Below are 16,824 nucleotides of genomic sequence, written 5' to 3'. Positions count from 1 at the left end.
TTTATGAATAATATTATTGAGGTTAACAATGTAACAAAAGTATTTGATAAACAGGTAATATTGAAAAATGTCCAACTGGAAGTAGCAAAAGGCAAAACTATTGGAATCGCAGGAAAAAATGGAAGCGGCAAATCGGTTCTGTTTAAGATCATTTGTGGGTTAACTCGTGCAGATACAGGTACAGTAAAAATTCGTGAAGAGATATTAGGAAAGCATTTAGACTTCCCGGACAATGTGGGTATTTTTATCAATGCACCTGGATATATCGAAATTTACAATGGTTTTAAAAATTTGAAGTTTTTAGCTGCCATTAAAAATAAAATTACGGATGAACAAATAAAACATACAAGGAGTCTGGTTGGACTTAATCCGGAAAATAAGACAAAGGTGAAAAATTATTCTTTAGGGATGAAACAAAAGCTTGGTCTAGCTCAAGCAATAATGGAAAATCAGGATATCCTTATCCTGGATGAACCATTTAATGGATTGGACTATAAAACTTATCATGATGTAAAAGAAGTCATCCACACATTAAAAGAAGAGAGAAAAACTATCTTGCTTACAAGTCACCATTATCAGGATATTGAAGAATTATGTGATGAAGTATATTTCATATCAGACGGTGAGTTTCGCCCTTTAACAGATGATGTGAAGGAATTTTATTTTAGGAGAAACTAAGTGAAACTCATAATGCAGATTGGGTCCGAATGCCATGAGCGATGGAAAAAAGCAAGCGAAGGAATTCGGAAGGAGTCTGAATGCCATGAGCGATTCAAAAAAGCAAGCGAAGGAATTCGGAAGGAGCCTGAATGCCATGAGCGATTCGAAAAAAGCAAGCGAAGGTATTCAGAAGGAGCCTGAATACCATGAGCGTTCCAAAAAAAGCAAGCGAAGGAATTCGGAAGGAGTCTGAATGCCATGAGCGACTCATAAAAAGCAAGCGAAGGAATTGGGAAGGAGTCTGAATGCCATGAGCGTTTCGGAAAAAGCAAGCGAAGGAATTCGGAAGGTACCTGAATGCCATGAGCTTTTCGGAAAAAGCAAGCGAAGGAATTGGGAAGGGGTCTGAATGCCATGAGCGTTTCGGAAAAAGCAAGCGAAGGAATTCAGAAGTAGCCTGAATGCCATGAGCGACTCATAAAAAGCAAGTGAAGGTATTCAGAAGGAGTCCGAATGCCATGAGCGTTTCGTAAAAAGCAAGCGAAGGAATTGGGAAGGAGTCTGAATGCCATGAGCGTTTCGGAAAAAGCAAGCGAAGGTATTCAGAAGGAGTCTGAATGCCATAAGCGATCAAAAAAAGCAAGTGAAGGTATTCAGAAGGAGTCTGAATACCATGAGCGATTAAAAAAAGCAAGCGAAGGTATTCAGAAGTAGCCTGAATGCCATAAGCGATCAAAAAAAGCAAGCGAAGGAATTGGGAAGGAGTCTGAATGCCATGAGTCCCGCGCAAAAGAATAGCCAATGTATTGAGGAGGGGTTAAACAGCCTCTCTCCTTGGTTTCCCTCCCCGCCCCCATTCTTTCTTCATCAAAAGAAGTTCTGTATAATAAGATGAGTGTTTGATTAGGGTGGGTTTTTGCACACTCTCCCAGCTAATCAGTAGCAAAACTTATCAGCTGTGAACAATCATAGCACAATTCATTTTACTGACCGGACTCCTGTCAGTTTGGACAGAATTCACAAGTGTCTGCAATAGTTATGATAGGAAGTGTTCAAATGACTTATGTAATGGTGGGATTGGCGGGTTTTATTGGAGCAGTCCTCAGATATCTTGTTGCGGCCCCTTTTAGCAGTGAGGGTGTTGCTTTTCCTTATGGTACCTTAATCGTAAATTTAACCGGATGCTTTGTTTTAGCATATGTAACCACTGCTATTTTTAAAAAATTCCCTATATCCCAACAGCTGCAGACAGCAATCGGGACAGGGCTTGTCGGTTCCTTTACCACGTTTTCTACTTTTAGTGTAGAAACAGTGACATTATTACAAAATAACCAGATTTCCTTTGCTCTCATTTATATAGTGATAAGTATGTTTGGCGGATTAGCACTTAGCAGGCTGGGATTTAAGAGAGAAGGGAAAGCGGCATGAGTTTTGTTTCTGTTTTGTTAGTGGGGATCGGCGGTTTCTTTGGAGCTATCGGCCGTTATACAGTAAGTCAATTGATTAAGAAAAAGTTTGCGTGCCATCTACCTGTTGCGACACTTTTGGTGAATTTATCAGGTTCCTTCCTGCTGGGGATGATTATTGGGAGTAATTTGGGTGATAGCTCCACATTATTATTGGGGACAGGGTTTATGGGAGCTTTTACTACTTTTTCTACCTTTAAGTTAGAAGCAATCCAGCTTTATTTTAATAAAAGAAAAAGAGACTTTATCATATATCAGCTAATTAGCTATGGTGGGGGGATTTGCCTCGCCTTTTTGGGAATCGGGCTGGGACAGTATCTTACTTAAGTTTAAAGTAGGTGTCTCTTTGGCATTCTGTTATACTATATTAGTATAAAAATGGATAATAGAAAAGCAAAGCTAAGACTTTCGCCAGCTCTGTTTGGCGAGAAGTCCTGTTCTCCAATAAAAAATGAATGTAATCGCTTTATAATTCGAAGGAGCTGACTAAGAATGCCTCAAATTACAATGACGTTTCCACAAGGGAAACATAAAGTACTTACAATGAGTTATGATGATGGAAAAGAAGCTGATCGCCGCCTTGTAGAAATTTTCAACAATCATGGGATTAAGGGTACTTTTCACCTTAATTCAGGACTGGTAGGGCAAGGAGATCGTATACCGGGGGAAGAAATAGCAGAACTGTACCATGGTCATGAGATATCCGCACATACTGTCACACATCCTACCATAGCCAGATCTCCGAAAGAACAGCTGATTGAAGAAATAGTAGAAGACCGAAAAGGATTAGAACGGATCGCAGGCAAAACGGTGAGAGGAATGTCCTATCCAAACGGCTCCTACAACCAATATATCAAAGAATTGCTGCCACATTTAGGAATGGAATATGCCCGGACGGTGAACAGTACAGAGAGTTTTGCGATGCCTGATGATTTGCTTGAATGGAATCCCACTTGTCATCATAACAGGAATCTGATGAAGCTGGCAGGCGATTTTGTGCAGCTCCATAAAAAGCAATACTTATACATGCTATATGTCTGGGGCCACAGCTATGAATTTGATCATGATCAAAACTGGGACCTGATTAACGATTTCTGTATGTATATCGGCAAGCGGGAGGATATATGGTATGCAACAAATCTGGAGATTGTAGATTATTTGAATGCTTTTCAAAATCTGAAGTTCTCAGCAGACAGTCAATTTGTTTATAATCCATCAGCTATGTCTGTCTGGTTATGCGTCGATGGTATCAATGTCGAAGTGAAAGGTGGAGAGCAAATCAGCTGGACACATTTTGTGAATAATTAATTTATCTGTCAAGGGCACAATGGTAGCAGGTGCCCTTTTTTATATTTATAGATACATGCTTTTGATTTTTAGTCCAGGTGAAGGTTAAGATAGAATGGATTCTAGAAAAGCGAGACTGTATCACGTAGAGGCAGGAGGAAGCTATGAAACGGAAATCCATCATCTATACAGCACTATCATTTTGTTTTATCATATCGGTCAGTTTCTCATTTTATTACTATATACAAGCCCAGAAATATGATCAGCAAATAGACCGGAGTATGGAGACAACACAGGAGTTACCTGAGTATCATTTTATCCTGATAGGGGAAGAAATGGATCATGATTATTGGCGGTTAGTAGGGGAAGGTGCCAAAGATACGGAAGAGCACTATGATGTTTATGTGGAATATGAAGGACCAAGAAGATCGAATCCGGATGAACAGCTGGAATTATTGGATATTGCGATAAAGGCCAATCCAGACGGACTGATTGTACAAGCATTAAACGATGATTTTTTACCGATGATAAATAAGGCGGTCAGGGAGGGTATTCCTGTTATTACGATCGATACAGATGCGCCGGATAGTATGCGCTCTACATATATTGGGACAGATAATTATAATGCGGGGAGAATTGCTGGAGAAACTCTGGCTGAGGACACAAACGGGAATGCAACAATTGGCATTATTACAGGCAGCTTCACTAATGCGCACCATCAATTGCGAGTGCAGAGCTTCCGCGCAGCTTTAGCTGAAGAACAAAACATAGAAATTGTTGCAATTGAAGAGTCGAACATTACCAGAGTAACAGCAGAGGAAAAAGCTTATCAAATGTTACAGGAACATCCGGAAATTGATGCGATGTATGGAACCAGTGCGTTAGACGGGATCGGTATAGCACATGCGGCAGCTTCCTTAAATATAGCCAAAGATGACTTGTATGTGATTGGTTTTGATACATTGCCAGAAAATATCGAGCTTATGAAACAAGGTATGATCGATGTATTAATTGGGCAAAAACCTTATGAAATGGGTTATCGCAGTATTGAATTAATGCTGGGAATGTTAAATGGCAAGTCAATTGAAAAAACTCATTATACAGATGTTAATATTGTCAGAGAACAAGATTTAATAGAGAAGAGTGATACACCATGAAGATACGGACAAAATTACTTCTCTATTTTGTCTCTGTTCTGATGTTAGTTATTATAATGTTTCTTGTAAGAGAACAGAACACAGAGAAAATGATCGAGTTGCACAATAATAGTACTGACCACTATTTGCTTTTAAACGAATTGACAAGCAAAACAGATGAAACCTTCCAGTCATTGCAAATATATGTCCATGAACCAATCGAAGAAAATCTTATATTTTATCAGGAGCATAAACAACAGTTATTGCGTTTGCAAGAAGAGTATGATCAGTTAACAACAGAGGGAATAGAAAAGAAGAACTATTTGAGTATGCTGACAAGTTTTCTGAAAAATAGTGACCAGACAGTTCAGGGAGTAAATGAAACAGATGTGGAAAAATACTCCTATAACTTAAGTGAAGCAGATCATACAGCTGATTATATTCACGAAAAGACATTAGAACTCTTAAATGAAGAATTGACAGCATATCAACATTATATATCTTTAGAAGATAAGAGAATTACCTTTACGAAAAATATGGGCACAGCAATATTTGTTTCTATCATTATTTTCAGCATTCTGTTTGCTGTCTGGTTCTCAGATGGGATAACACGAACGATTACGAAACTGACGGATGCAGCAAAAGAAATATCTGCGGGAAATTATGATGGCAAGGATGTAGCAGTCCCGACAAAGGATGAACTCTGGATTTTAACGGAAACCTTTAATGAAATGAAACACAGTATTGTAGCTTCTGTTAATGAGGTGAAGGAAAAGGCAAGACTTGCACAGTTATTAAAGGAAATGGAGCTGAGAAGTCTCCAAAATCAAATTAATCCACATTTTTTATTTAATACATTAAATACTATTTCCAAGACTGCTTATATTGAAGGAGCAGACAGGACAAGTGATTTAATTACAAGCATCTCTTCCTTACTGCGTTACAATATTGGAAATATAGACAGAGACACAACAATTAAGGATGAAGTAGAAATAGTTAAAGAATATTTTTTCATTCAAAAAAGCCGGTTTGGTGATCGTGTAGAATTTCTGGTGGATATAGAGGAAGAATGTCTGACACAGCCGATTCCCTGTTTAACACTTCAGCCGATCGTGGAAAATGCTTTTGTCCATGGCATAGAAGGAATGGCAGAGGGGGCAAGAATAGAACTGAACATCTTTCCTTGTGAACAAAAAGTCTGTATGGAAATCAAAGATAATGGTACAGGGATGGATCAAAAGACAATTGACCGTATATTAAGCAAGGAAGAGGATACAAATGAGCAGACCGTTGAAAGTCATTCTGGCCATTCAACAGGGATCGGCCTTAAAAATGTAATCAGCCGATTAAAACTGTTTGATAAACATAGTGAATTTCTCATTGATTCAAAACAAGGCAATGGGACAACTATTCTTATTCAATTATCCTGGACAGGGGAAATGTAAAATGATCAAAGTATTGCTAGTGGATGATGAGGCAATTGAAAGAGAAGGACTACGCCTCATATTAGAAAGAAATCGAACAGATATAGAGGTTGCAGGAGAGGCGCAAAATGGAGAAAAGGCAATAGAACTTGCCAAGCTCCATCAGCCTGACATTATCTTTATGGATATTAAAATGCCGGTGATTGACGGCTTGGAAGCAGTGAAAGAAATTTCCACTCAGTTACCTGAAGCAAAGTGTATTATGGTTTCTGCTTATGATACTTTTCAATATGCACAAGAGGCAATGAAATACGGAGTAAAGGAATATTTGCTCAAACCCAGCAAAGTAAAAGAAGTACTGGAAGCATTTGATCGAATGGCAGAAGAAGTCCGCAAAGAAAAAACACAGAGGCTTGAGAATAAAGTGATTTTGGGCAAATTAGAGCAAGCCAGCACTTTAATGGAGATGGAATTCATTGTTTCCCTGATGCTTGATCATGTTCATGACGTCAGTGATTGGAAACAATGGCTTGACATAGAAGATGCAAAGGGATTTGTTTCCGTTTTTTCATTCTCTTCCGATTATCTCAACCCTGATCATAATAGGAAAAGTGAATGGTACAAATTATTAAAGCAGTCTTTAGAGGAACAGACATTGAAATGTTTCGTGGGTCCGTTAACAAGTTTCCAAGTTCCTGTATTTGTAAAATTGGATGATGAAGAAGCAATAGATATAAGAGAAGAATTTACCAAGTCAGTCATTCATTCATCGTCACATCTCTTAGAGGATTGTAATGTAAATGCCGGGGTTGGAACAGTGGTGGAAAGTGTCCAACAGTTCTCTAAATCATATGAAGAAGCAATCTATGCCCTTGCGTTATTGCAAAATCATGCAAATGCACGCTATTTGATATACAGCGAGAAACTGGAAGCTCGAAGAAAGGAATTTGTTCCTTATGAATTGGAAAAAGAGGTGCTCGAAGCAGTTCAAAAAGGAGACCAGCAAACAAGTCTGTCAGCATTTGACCAGTATTTTCAATGGATTCAGCAACAAGCGGATTACAGTGTAAAGAATGTTCAAAAGGCAATTGAAAATTTCTTTATAATATTAACGCGAACAACACAGGAGTTAGGTTTAGAGCAGGATTTTGCTATATCTTTTCACCAATATGAGACAAACATGCAGATCAAGGAAATAGCAAAAGCACATCTTCTGTCTGTTATAGAGCAGATTGCTGATTGGAGAACAAATGGGGTAGAGGGGCTGCTTATTCAAGCAAAAGAATATGTCAATCAGCACTTTCAAAAAGCAATTACATTAGATGAAGTGGCAGCTCACGTAAATTTAAGCTCCTATTATTTAAGTAAGCTGTTCAAGGAGTATTTTGATGTAACATTTGTGGAATATGTAACAGAACTGAGGATACAAAAAGCGAAAACATATCTTTTGGATGGCGTTACCCCGCTAAAAGAAATCGCTTTGAATATTGGTTACAGGGACCCTAACTACTTTAGTCGGGTATTTAAAAAAGAAGTGGGTATGAGTCCAAGTGATTTCCGGCATAAATATCAATAAAACACAAAAGACGTTCACGTTCATATTCGTATGAGCGTTTTTTTTACTGGGTAAGAAAGCATAAACGGAGATGTCTAGCTCCAAGCGCCTGCCCCTCGAGCTCTTAAGCGATCCTGCTATTTGGCAAAGATCGCCATGTCGCAGTTTCGCTTAAGCTTGTCGGGGCAGAACGGGCGCTTTGCGCTTTTCTTACTGGACATCTGCAGAACAAAAAAGTCTAGTATTTAGCAAAATAGTGAAGATGAATGCGCTATTTTGTAAGAGCATACATGGTAAATTAAATACAAGCGACAAGCTGATTAGTTGCTTTATATTGAAAGTTAAAAAGAAAGCGATATCAAAAAATCTAAAGGTGAGGGATGAATATGGCAAAGAAACACTCTTTATGGTATGTCATCTTAATCGCAGCAGCTGCTGGGATGGCAGGTTTATTATATGGTTTTGATACAGCAGTTATATCAGGAGCTATTGGTTATTTGCAAGATTTATATAATCTAAGTCCGGCAATGGAAGGCTGGGTAATATCTTGTGTTATGATTGGCGGGGTCATCGGTGTGGCATTGTCTGGTTACTTGAGTGACAGGTTCGGTCGGAAAAATATATTAATGTTATCCGCAGTATTTTTTATCATTTCTGCATTGGGTTCAGCATTTGCGATTGATATAACAACATTAGTTCTTGCTAGAATTCTAGGTGGTTTTGGAATTGGTTTTGCTTCTGCATTATCTGTTACGTATATCAGTGAGTGTGCACCACCTGCGATTCGCGGCCGTTTAGGCTCGATGTATCAACTATTCACAATACTTGGTATTTGTGCAACATTCTATATTAATTATGGTGTGGCGAATAGCGGTACGTATGATTGGGGGCTCGAAATTGGCTGGCGCTGGATGTTAGGTTATGGTACGATTCCGGGAATCATTTTCTTAGTGCTCTTATTCTTTATTCCTGAGAGTCCCAGATATCTGATTCAAAAAGGGAAAGATGAAGAAGCTTATCAGATTTTGAAGCGTATTAATGGAGAAGAAATTGCGAAAAAAGAAGAGCAGGAGATCAAAGCTTCCATTAAAGTGGAACAGAGCAGTTCAGCGAAAGAATTATTAAAGCCAGGATTACGAATGGCAATGGGTGTAGGTATTTTTCTTGCATTATTTAATCAGGTGATCGGAATGAATGCGGTCACATATTATGGTCCGGATATTTTTCGAAGTGTAGGATTTGAGAATAATACAGAGTTTCTTGCAACAAGCATTATTGGAAGTGTTCAAGTAGCTTTTACAATTGTAGCGATTCTGCTTATTGATAAATTAGGAAGAAAGAAATTGATGGCTATCGGTTCAAGTTTAATGGCAGTATTTATGCTGTTAATCGGCAGTGTATTTTATTTTTCTCCTGAAAACTCAGGTGTACTTTTAATTATGTTTATTGCTGGTTTTACTGCTTCCTTCTGTATTTCAATGGGACCAATTCCGTGGATTATGATTCCGGAGATTTTTCCGAATCACCTGCGCGCAAAAGCGGTAGGAATTGCGACTATCTTCTTATGGGGAGCAAACTGGGCAATTGGACAGTTTACACCAGTATTAATTAATAATATGGGCAGTGCCTTTACATTCTGGATGTTTGCGGTTATTAACGTTATCTGCTTTATCTTTGTTATGACGATTGTGCCGGAAACGAAGAATAAATCGCTAGAAGAAATCGGAGAGATCTGGAATTCTAAAGCTGAGAAAAAGAAAGAGAAAACATACGGAAAAATGGCATAGTAGTTGACATCTTCTAAGTACCCGCAGAGCTTTCTCTAGCGGGTATTTACCATGCTTATGACCCTTTTTGCTGTTTGCTTTTCACCGAATTAATTAACAAAATACAGATTGGTAAAATGATAGTGAATAGAACCGAAAAGACAAGATAGGGACCATAGATAAAGGTAAATACATTAAATGTGGTAGGAATCAGAATGGCGGAACCTAGAAATAAAAGCAATGCTAATGGAATAGATAATGTTTTATGATTTTTTAATTTCAGTAAATAACTCATACCGTTTGATAAGATGTAAAAGGTGATACTAATCTTAAAGAAAATAGTGAAAAACCAAATAAATGCAACAAGGATCTCAACCCGTTCAAGAAAATTGAATAAACTTATCCTTTGCCCTAAAGCGTATATGGGATAAGTATAATGTGTTGTCGCTTTTAAACCTAACACAACAATACAAGCAGTAGTAATGACCAGGAGCAGCATTCCACTAATAAACCCGCCTAAGAGTAAACCTTTCTGGGCACTTTTTGGACGATTTACTTTATGTGTAATGCCGAGAAGAATAAATAATTCCAAAAAAGTGATAACAATAATTGGTATTGTGCCAACAAATGTATCCAATCGATTTAGTTGAAAAACAGGCTGGATATTTTGCCAATTTGCTTCTTCCATAACAAGTAATGTTAAAAGCGATGTAGACAGCATCGTAAAAGGGAAGAATACCTCAGCGGTACGGCCAATCACCTCAATACCGTGTCTGATTGCGATTAGAGCTGTACCGATAATGATTAGTTCAATTGCTTGTTCAGGTGTACCCATTAAAATTTGCAATGACATAAAATCACCAATTGCCCATAAATTGGCGGATGCATTTGTGAAGAGGTAACCGTTGAATAAGATAATGATAATAACTCCGAACCATTTGCCGAAAGTGTCTTCAATAAAACAGAAAATATCCCTTTCTGCTTGTTGTTTAATAATCACACTATACATAGAGACAATCAACATTCCAAACGCAATGGAAAAGAGGACAGTCAGCCAACCGTTTTCCTTACCAAAGCCAGTAGCGATTGAAGGAATGAATATTATGGATGCCCCAAGTGTATTCATGATAACTAGTATGGTAAATTGCTTACCATCAATCTTTTCCATCACTGAATTTCCTCCTCAATAAGGACTATAAAAATGAAGGGATATCTTGAATAGCTTTATGAATTAGGTATGATGGAAGCTATTCAACCATTGTCTTAATGGCTCTGAGATCGGCTTTGTAATAAAATCTAAAACATGAATTAAATAAGGGAATTGAACTCCAAATAGATGCAAGGTTATGATTGTGACAGCAAAACACATGAAAATGGTGAATATAATCATATCTTTCTTTGCTTTTAATTTCCATAATCTCTTCCCTTCTTTATAGAAAAAGATAGAGCTTATTGACCAAAATAATATAGCGTTCAGCATATTAATTCCCTTCTTTTGTTTTTTTCTTTATGTCATTATAGATTGGTGTAGTAATCATCCCCGACTGTTCAATTTGTACTGTGACATTTGCTTTTACATCTGTTTCTGGAAACAATGTTGCCCAATTATCTTTTACATTTTTCCATTCTTGTGGATCGGAACGGCGAATAGCGGCGCCAAATCCGAATATATCACTCTCATATTCCTTAGCTGCACTAACACTATCATTAATTAGGTCCACCGTTTTTTGTTCGAGTTTTTTTTCAACCTCATTCCGTTCTTCTGTATTGGTTAAGTCTATCGAGCATTCAACGTCAGCCACATTTACTGCTATGTTAAGATCCAGGTTTATTTCAGGTTTCCCATTTTTGATCGATCCTTTTATTTTCGTTTCACTGTTGATAACTTCTAGTGTTATTGTCCTGTCACCGTCCCCGCAGTTAACCCACCCTACCGTACTGCTAATATTATTTGTAATATAATTAAATCCTTTACTCTGATCTTCGTTTAACCAGCCTAATAATTTATCGCCACTAAAAACACCTATCGCATCTAGGCGAACTTTAGCAGGAGCGTCTGCACTTTCCACATTTTGCATACTCTTTCCTTCATCAGGATCTCCTTGAACATATATGCCAGTCAGAATAGCATCTTTTCCTTCTGAGGACACTGATTCTATCAGTTCATTTAATAACACTTCTTTAGAAGGTGCCCAATTGTCCTGGGAGGATTCGATGCTTGAGGCGATTTTCTGTGCCGGTATTTTTTCTAAAGGTGTTAAGACGCTAACTAAATCCTCTGCAGTTAAGCCTTTGGCGATGGCTATTGTGAAATCGGTACGAAATCCATGATCTCTTATTAAGAAATCTAATGTCTCACCAATTCCTTCTCGTGCGAATTCCTCTCCATATACAAGGATTTGAAGATGGCTAAGATGCACTTTTCTTGGAGATATTTTCGTAATTTTTCTAACTGCTTCAAACATGGTTCTGCCAGTAGCTGAATAGGTTGCCACACTAGACCTGGATGAAATCTGGTCCCCGGCAACTTCACTGGGATTTACTACTTGTATGGTTACTTTATATTCATTATTTTCATCTTTATCAATAGCGAGTGCTGTTGCTAATGTAATATCGGTTAACTCTTTCGCACTCCAGCAACCACTTAAACTAAGGCAAATAATTAACGAGATAAAAAGTCTGAGTATAATTTTCATGATGCCATCCCTCTTTTATCCTTTTCTGTCAGGCTGTGGCTGTCCAGCATTTTCCCGTCTCGTGTTGCGTTGGTTAATAAGTCTTGGTCTTTTCTTTTGTGCCCACCTAGGTGCGCGGAAAACGGCATCTCTTTGATCTTCAGCAATAAAAGGTGCGAATGGTGATAGATAGGGAATTCCAAAAGAGCGTAAACTAGTTAGATGTAATGTTAATATGATTAATCCAATAAATATCCCGAACAAGCCGAATGTTGCTGCCATTACCATAAAAGGAAAGCGCAGCATCCTGACACTGATGGCTAAGCTATAACTAGGAAAGATAAAGCTGCTGATTGCAGTTAATGAGACTACAATAACCATTGTTGCAGACACGATCCCTGCATCTACCGCAGCTTGTCCTAAAACAAGTGCTCCAACAATAGAAATAGCTGAACCAATCGGAGTGGGTAATCGGATCCCGGCTTCTCTTAATAATTCAAAGGTGATCTCCATTAGAAGGGCCTCGACAAATGCGGGAAATGGAATTCCTTCCCTCTGTGCTGCTAAGCTGACGAGCAGGGTTGTCGGTATCATTTCCTGATGAAATGTTGTTAAAGCAATATATACAGACGGCGTTAATAATGCTAAGAAAAATGCAATATAGCGTAAAAGTCTAATTAAGCTGGAAATATCACTTCTTTGATAATAATCTTCACTTGCTTGAAAGAAATCGACAAAAAGTGCTGGGACCAATAAAACAAATGGAGTACCATCAACTAAAATAGCTACTTTCCCCTCTAACAATGCTGCACTGACAGCATCAGGTCTTTCTGTATTAAACATCGTTGGAAAAGGGGTGTATGTTTCATCTTCAATGAGTTCCTCTATGTATCCACTCTCTAAGATCCCATCTATATCGATTTTAGCTAATCTGGCTTTTACCTCATCAACTATTCTTGGATTAACAATACCATGAATATACGCAATCGTTACTTTTGTCTTTGTTTTTCTTCCATAAGCAAATGACTCCAACCATAAATTAGGGTCTTTAATTCTCTTTCTAATTAATGCAATGTTTACACTAATTGTTTCTGTAAATGAATCTTTGGGACCACGGACAACTTTTTGTGTTGTTGGTTCCTCCACTCCACGTTCCTTTGCTCCCCTAGCCCCTACAGCAAATCCTTTGGCAATCCCATCAATCAGTAATATCGTGTCACCGGCTAATAAATGTTCCAGTAAACCTTTGAAATTTTTGATTTCTGCTAATTCAGCGGTCGTAATGGTGAAGTCCTTAATAAATTGGTATAATTCCTGGACATCTAGTACTTTTTCGTCTGATTTCGATTCTCTTAGATCATTAATCAATGGATTCAAAAGATAATTTTGAATGAATTCCTTATCAATTAACCCATCTAAAAAAAGAATCCTTGCATTGATTGGTCTAATCTTGCCTAACTGAAATTCACGTGTTACTAAATCTGAACTATTACCTAAAAGGCGATAGATCTCCTTCTTGTTAGATTCAAGTTCATTCGATAAGTTCACTTCATATTCTGAAGAGATATTAGTGATATCTCTTTTATTAGTACTAGATGTTTTTTTAAATTTTTGTCTCATAATTATCAATTTTTCCTCTATAGTAATTCATCTTTTTAGATGCGAGAAGATTCTCTTGTTGGAATAATATTTACTAATAATCTAGAAAATATGTATATTTTTCGTATTATTTCCTTTAATGTTGATACATAGTAAAAGTTTTTTGGATAATGTACAATTGAATCAATTAAAAGTAAACAAGATTAAGATAGGGGATACAGAATGGTACGGATTTTATATATAGAAGATGAAATAGAAATAGGGAGCTGGGTAACAGATTATCTGAAAGCAAGAGGTTATGAAGTGATTTGGCTAAAATCTGGAGAAGATCTGGAAGAGTATACAGCAAACATTGATCTAGCTATTATAGATATTATGTTACCGGGCTTGGATGGATTTTCAATTGGCAAGCGGATAAAAAGGGAGGCGGGGGACCTTCCCATTCTTATGCTTTCCGCCCGTACGGCAGTAGAGGATAAGATCGAAGGACTTGGTTTTGCTGATGACTATCTGACAAAACCATTTCACCCGGAAGAACTTGCGGCAAGAGTAGAAGTGCTGCTGAGAAGATATCAAAAGAATGATACTGTTTTAGAAATTGGTCATTTAAAAATTGATCCCAAATCAATGCTGATTGTTGATAAAATTACAGATAAGGAAATTCTGCTGACAGGAAAGCAATTTCAGCTGTTTCAGTATTTTATCAGACACCTGAATCAGATCCTGACAAAGGAACAGCTCTATGAGGGTGTATGGGGAGAAGCCTTTATGGAAGGGGATAAAACACTTATGGTTCATATTCGCTATTTGCGTGAAAAGATTGAAGAGAACCCGGCGAGACCCGCTGTTATTGAAACAATTCGCGGGATTGGGTATCGGGTGAAAGCATGAAAAAGCTCTTCCAATCCTTATTGGCAAAATATATGCTGATCATTATATTAGCAATATCTTTAGTGCAAATTGTTTATCTTATCCTTGCCATCTTCATTTTTGGACTATCACAAGGTATTGACAGGCCATATACATCAGATGAGGCAGATTATGATGTGATAGAAGAACAGTGGCATAAAAGTGCTGCTCAATTAGAAGAGGTTTCTGTTCCAGAGGTACAGCAGCTTTTCGAGGAATGGCAAGAGAAATATGAAGATGCATCAATGTTCTGGGTTAATCAAGATGGTGATTTGATGACACAATCAGATGCAGACAGAGAGATTCCCAATGAATGGACAGCTTTTACAGTCATTGCGTATCCCGGAAATAATGATTCCAACGGTTTTATTGTGTTTGAGATTTCAAGAGAGTTATTCAAAACCCCTGTTCAAATTGCCTATGACCGATTTGGCATTATTTTGCTGATTGGTACAATAGTTTTTATATTCTTGTTTATTTTCCTGTCATTTTTATTCTTTCGCGGGATAAGGAAAAGGTTATTGCAACTGCAAGAAGCGATGGAAATGAGAGATGTAGATGGATTACCGATTCATGTGGAAGTAAAGAAGCAAGATGAAATCGGTCGATTACAGCATTCATTTAATCGAATGGTAGAGGAATTAAAGGAAAGCAGATTGCGTGAACAAGAAGAAGAACAATTACGAAAAGAATTGATCGCCAATTTATCGCATGATCTGCGCACACCTCTAACCAAATTGAACGCCCATACTTATGAGTTTGCCAAAACGGAATTACCGAGTGCTGCGAAACAGTCCTTAACTGTAATGGAGAAATCCATTGAGGATATTGATAAATTAATTGAAAACCTGATGTCTTACACATTATTAATGGCAAGTAAATACAAATTGGATCTTCAGGAAATTGACGTTATTCGCCATACCCGAGAGTCTCTTGCAACATGGTACCCTGTCTTTGAAAAGGAGGGCTTTGAAATAGAAGTGGATTTAAGTGGATTTAAACAAAGTAAGTGGCTGGTTGATCCGCTTTGGTATGGCCGCATTCTTGATAACCTCTTGCAAAACGTTCTGCGCCATGCTGCCAGCGGCAAATATGTGGCGGTAAAAACAGAATCGACAGCTCAATATGATGCCATTCTTATTATGGATAAAGGAAAAGGAATGCAAGGTATTTCTGATCAAAAAGGTTCTGGAATTGGATTATCTATTGTAGATATGATGGTAAAAGGGATGAATCTTGAGTGGAGGATCCATTCAACAGATCGCGGAACCGTAATTACACTGTTACGATTGAAGCAAAAAGCTGGGACAGACTTGTAAACACATCTAAGTGAACAATTATAAAAGGTTTAAAAAGAAGGGATTTTCATTCAAACGGATGCAATTCCTTCTTTTTTGTCCTTATCATTGGTTTAACAAACAAGATTACTGTCATCTGTTCCGGATTAACCCCAAAAGTATCGCATGCCAGGAAGCGAATTGTTGATAAGCTGAGGATAAAGGACAAAGGTGAGGAAATACAGGAAGGGATTTGTTAATAAACTGAGGATAAAACTCAAAAGTAAGGAAATGCAGCAAGAGAATTGTTAATAAAATGGGGATAAAGAACAAAAGTGAAGAAATGCAGGAAGAGATTTGTTAATAAAAATGAGGATAAAGAACAAAAGTAAGGAAGTGCAGGTAGAGAATTGTTAATAAAATGGGGATAAGGAACAAAAGTAGGGAAGTGCAGAAGAGGTTTGTTAATAAAATGGGGATAAAGCACAAATGTAAAGAAAGTCAGATAGAGACTTGTTGATAAGATGAATCATTAAACAAATTCCTTCATTCCATTTAACTATCAAATGAATTAGTTACGTCCTATGCTTTTTTTAAACAAAATTTAAACTTCTTCTATACTTTGTTTTAACCTTCAACCTCTATGATTAATAACAGAGGTGATGAATAATGGAATATATCATTGAAACGAATAATTTAACGAAACGATTTGGCAAAGAACAAGCAGTTGCAGGAATTGAGATGAAAGTACCAAAAGGGGAAATTTACGGATTTCTAGGACCGAATGGTGCAGGAAAAACAACAACGATACGGATGCTGTTAGGATTAATGAGACCGACATCTGGCTCGATTCATATTTTCCAGCAGGATTTAAAAAAAGAGCGAATCAATATTTTAAAGAAAGTAGGATCATTAGTAGAGAATCCGTCTTACTATCCTCATTTAACTGCATATGAAAATCTCGAAGCATTAAGGAAAATCCTTGGTGTACCAAAAGCAAGAATAAAAGAAGTGCTCGAAATTGTCCGCTTGCAGGATGTGGCCAAAAAGAAAGTAAAAGGATTCTCATT

General features: G+C 37.5%; 16 protein-coding genes and 1 pseudogene. 13 read left to right on the top strand and 4 right to left on the bottom strand.

The features are described 5' to 3' along the window. Positions 1 to 3: 3 nt before the first annotated feature. The 10 genes from F9U64_RS07920 (at position 4) to F9U64_RS07875 (ending at position 9,315) form a co-directional block, all read left to right on the top strand. Positions 4 to 678 (top strand): ABC transporter ATP-binding protein, encoded by a 675-nt coding sequence (locus tag F9U64_RS07920; protein ID WP_153402467.1) that lies wholly within the window; start codon positions 4 to 6, stop codon positions 676 to 678. Between the two features lie 85 nt (positions 679 to 763). Then, entirely contained in the window at positions 764 to 913 is a 150-nt protein-coding gene (locus F9U64_RS07915; RefSeq protein WP_153402466.1) for a hypothetical protein, read from the top strand. Between the two features lie 317 nt (positions 914 to 1,230). Next, positions 1,231 to 1,374: a hypothetical protein gene (locus F9U64_RS07910; RefSeq protein WP_153402465.1), complete on the top strand. Its 144-nt coding sequence runs from the start codon at positions 1,231 to 1,233 to the stop codon at positions 1,372 to 1,374. 342 nt (positions 1,375 to 1,716) lie between these two features. Further along, complete coding sequence (gene crcB / locus F9U64_RS07905; RefSeq protein WP_153402464.1) at positions 1,717 to 2,088, top strand: fluoride efflux transporter CrcB; 372 nt, start codon at positions 1,717 to 1,719, stop codon at positions 2,086 to 2,088. Continuing rightward, entirely contained in the window at positions 2,085 to 2,453 is a 369-nt protein-coding gene (gene crcB, locus F9U64_RS07900; RefSeq protein WP_153402463.1) for a fluoride efflux transporter CrcB, read from the top strand. Before crcB (F9U64_RS07905) ends, crcB (F9U64_RS07900) begins: the two co-directional genes overlap by 4 nt. Before the next feature lie 165 nt (positions 2,454 to 2,618). Next, positions 2,619 to 3,434, top strand: coding sequence for a polysaccharide deacetylase family protein (locus F9U64_RS07895; protein ID WP_153402462.1), 816 nt, complete (start codon positions 2,619 to 2,621; stop codon positions 3,432 to 3,434). 143 nt (positions 3,435 to 3,577) lie between these two features. After that, entirely contained in the window at positions 3,578 to 4,570 is a 993-nt protein-coding gene (locus F9U64_RS07890) for a sugar-binding protein (RefSeq protein ID WP_153402461.1), read from the top strand. Beyond that, complete coding sequence (locus F9U64_RS07885) at positions 4,567 to 5,994, top strand: sensor histidine kinase (protein ID WP_153402460.1); 1,428 nt, start codon at positions 4,567 to 4,569, stop codon at positions 5,992 to 5,994. The genes F9U64_RS07890 and F9U64_RS07885 overlap by 4 nt, the downstream gene beginning before the upstream one ends. A gap of 1 nt (position 5,995) precedes the next feature. Next, positions 5,996 to 7,549 carry a response regulator transcription factor gene (locus F9U64_RS07880; RefSeq protein ID WP_153402459.1) on the top strand — a complete coding sequence of 518 codons (1,554 nt, stop codon included), beginning with the start codon at positions 5,996 to 5,998 and terminating at the stop codon, positions 7,547 to 7,549. 365 nt (positions 7,550 to 7,914) lie between these two features. Further along, the gene (locus tag F9U64_RS07875; RefSeq protein WP_153402458.1) at positions 7,915 to 9,315 is read left to right on the top strand and encodes a sugar porter family MFS transporter; all 1,401 of its coding nucleotides are present in this window, start codon (positions 7,915 to 7,917) and stop codon (positions 9,313 to 9,315) included. Positions 9,316 to 9,370: 55 nt separating this feature from the next. Here the strand turns inward: F9U64_RS07875 and F9U64_RS07870 are convergent, their stop codons facing one another. From F9U64_RS07870 to F9U64_RS07855, 4 genes are all read right to left on the bottom strand, one after another. Then, positions 9,371 to 10,462: a GerAB/ArcD/ProY family transporter gene (locus tag F9U64_RS07870; protein WP_228275630.1), complete on the bottom strand. Its 1,092-nt coding sequence runs from the start codon at positions 10,460 to 10,462 to the stop codon at positions 9,371 to 9,373. Positions 10,463 to 10,525: 63 nt separating this feature from the next. After that, entirely contained in the window at positions 10,526 to 10,774 is a 249-nt protein-coding gene (locus tag F9U64_RS07865) for a hypothetical protein (protein ID WP_153402456.1), read from the bottom strand. Position 10,775: 1 nt separating this feature from the next. After that, on the bottom strand, positions 10,776 to 11,990 hold the full coding sequence (locus F9U64_RS07860) for a Ger(x)C family spore germination protein (protein WP_153402455.1): 1,215 nt from the start codon (positions 11,988 to 11,990) through the stop codon (positions 10,776 to 10,778). Positions 11,991 to 12,005: 15 nt separating this feature from the next. Further along, positions 12,006 to 13,589 carry a spore germination protein gene (locus tag F9U64_RS07855; protein WP_194287307.1) on the bottom strand — a complete coding sequence of 528 codons (1,584 nt, stop codon included), beginning with the start codon at positions 13,587 to 13,589 and terminating at the stop codon, positions 12,006 to 12,008. A 201-nt stretch (positions 13,590 to 13,790) separates the two neighbouring features. Between F9U64_RS07855 and F9U64_RS07850 the strand changes: the two genes are divergently transcribed. From F9U64_RS07850 to F9U64_RS22915, 3 genes and pseudogenes are all read left to right on the top strand, one after another. Further along, complete coding sequence (locus tag F9U64_RS07850; protein ID WP_153402454.1) at positions 13,791 to 14,459, top strand: response regulator transcription factor; 669 nt, start codon at positions 13,791 to 13,793, stop codon at positions 14,457 to 14,459. Further along, positions 14,456 to 15,796, top strand: a complete 1,341-nt coding sequence (locus F9U64_RS07845) for a sensor histidine kinase (protein ID WP_153402453.1) — start codon at positions 14,456 to 14,458, stop codon at positions 15,794 to 15,796. The genes F9U64_RS07850 and F9U64_RS07845 overlap by 4 nt, the downstream gene beginning before the upstream one ends. A 627-nt stretch (positions 15,797 to 16,423) precedes the next feature. Continuing rightward, a pseudogene (locus tag F9U64_RS22915) lies at positions 16,424 to 16,824 on the top strand (ABC transporter ATP-binding protein); the annotation flags it as partial.

The organism is Gracilibacillus oryzae, assembly GCF_009498735.1.
Taxonomy (GTDB): domain Bacteria; phylum Bacillota; class Bacilli; order Bacillales; family Amphibacillaceae; genus Gracilibacillus; species Gracilibacillus oryzae.
This window is presented reverse-complemented; position numbering and strand designations above follow the sequence as displayed.

Excerpts from the sequence above, each read along its gene's own strand:
- F9U64_RS07850 (WP_153402454.1), top strand. The coding sequence starts at position 13,791 with ATGGTACGGATTTTATATATAGAAGATGAAATAGAAATAGGGAGCTGG.
- F9U64_RS07875 (WP_153402458.1), top strand. The coding sequence starts at position 7,915 with ATGGCAAAGAAACACTCTTTATGGTATGTCATCTTAATCGCAGCAGCT.
- F9U64_RS07885 (WP_153402460.1), top strand. The coding sequence starts at position 4,567 with ATGAAGATACGGACAAAATTACTTCTCTATTTTGTCTCTGTTCTGATG.
- F9U64_RS07910 (WP_153402465.1), top strand. The coding sequence starts at position 1,231 with ATGAGCGTTTCGGAAAAAGCAAGCGAAGGTATTCAGAAGGAGTCTGAA.
- F9U64_RS07855 (WP_194287307.1), bottom strand. The coding sequence starts at position 13,589 with ATGAGACAAAAATTTAAAAAAACATCTAGTACTAATAAAAGAGATATC.
- F9U64_RS07865 (WP_153402456.1), bottom strand. The coding sequence starts at position 10,774 with ATGCTGAACGCTATATTATTTTGGTCAATAAGCTCTATCTTTTTCTAT.
- F9U64_RS07920 (WP_153402467.1), top strand. The coding sequence starts at position 4 with ATGAATAATATTATTGAGGTTAACAATGTAACAAAAGTATTTGATAAA.
- F9U64_RS07870 (WP_228275630.1), bottom strand. The coding sequence starts at position 10,462 with ATGGAAAAGATTGATGGTAAGCAATTTACCATACTAGTTATCATGAAT.
- F9U64_RS07895 (WP_153402462.1), top strand. The coding sequence starts at position 2,619 with ATGCCTCAAATTACAATGACGTTTCCACAAGGGAAACATAAAGTACTT.
- F9U64_RS07915 (WP_153402466.1), top strand. The coding sequence starts at position 764 with ATGAGCGATTCAAAAAAGCAAGCGAAGGAATTCGGAAGGAGCCTGAAT.
- crcB (WP_153402464.1), top strand. The coding sequence starts at position 1,717 with ATGACTTATGTAATGGTGGGATTGGCGGGTTTTATTGGAGCAGTCCTC.
- F9U64_RS07890 (WP_153402461.1), top strand. The coding sequence starts at position 3,578 with ATGAAACGGAAATCCATCATCTATACAGCACTATCATTTTGTTTTATC.
- F9U64_RS07880 (WP_153402459.1), top strand. The coding sequence starts at position 5,996 with ATGATCAAAGTATTGCTAGTGGATGATGAGGCAATTGAAAGAGAAGGA.
- crcB (WP_153402463.1), top strand. The coding sequence starts at position 2,085 with ATGAGTTTTGTTTCTGTTTTGTTAGTGGGGATCGGCGGTTTCTTTGGA.
- F9U64_RS07845 (WP_153402453.1), top strand. The coding sequence starts at position 14,456 with ATGAAAAAGCTCTTCCAATCCTTATTGGCAAAATATATGCTGATCATT.
- F9U64_RS07860 (WP_153402455.1), bottom strand. The coding sequence starts at position 11,990 with ATGAAAATTATACTCAGACTTTTTATCTCGTTAATTATTTGCCTTAGT.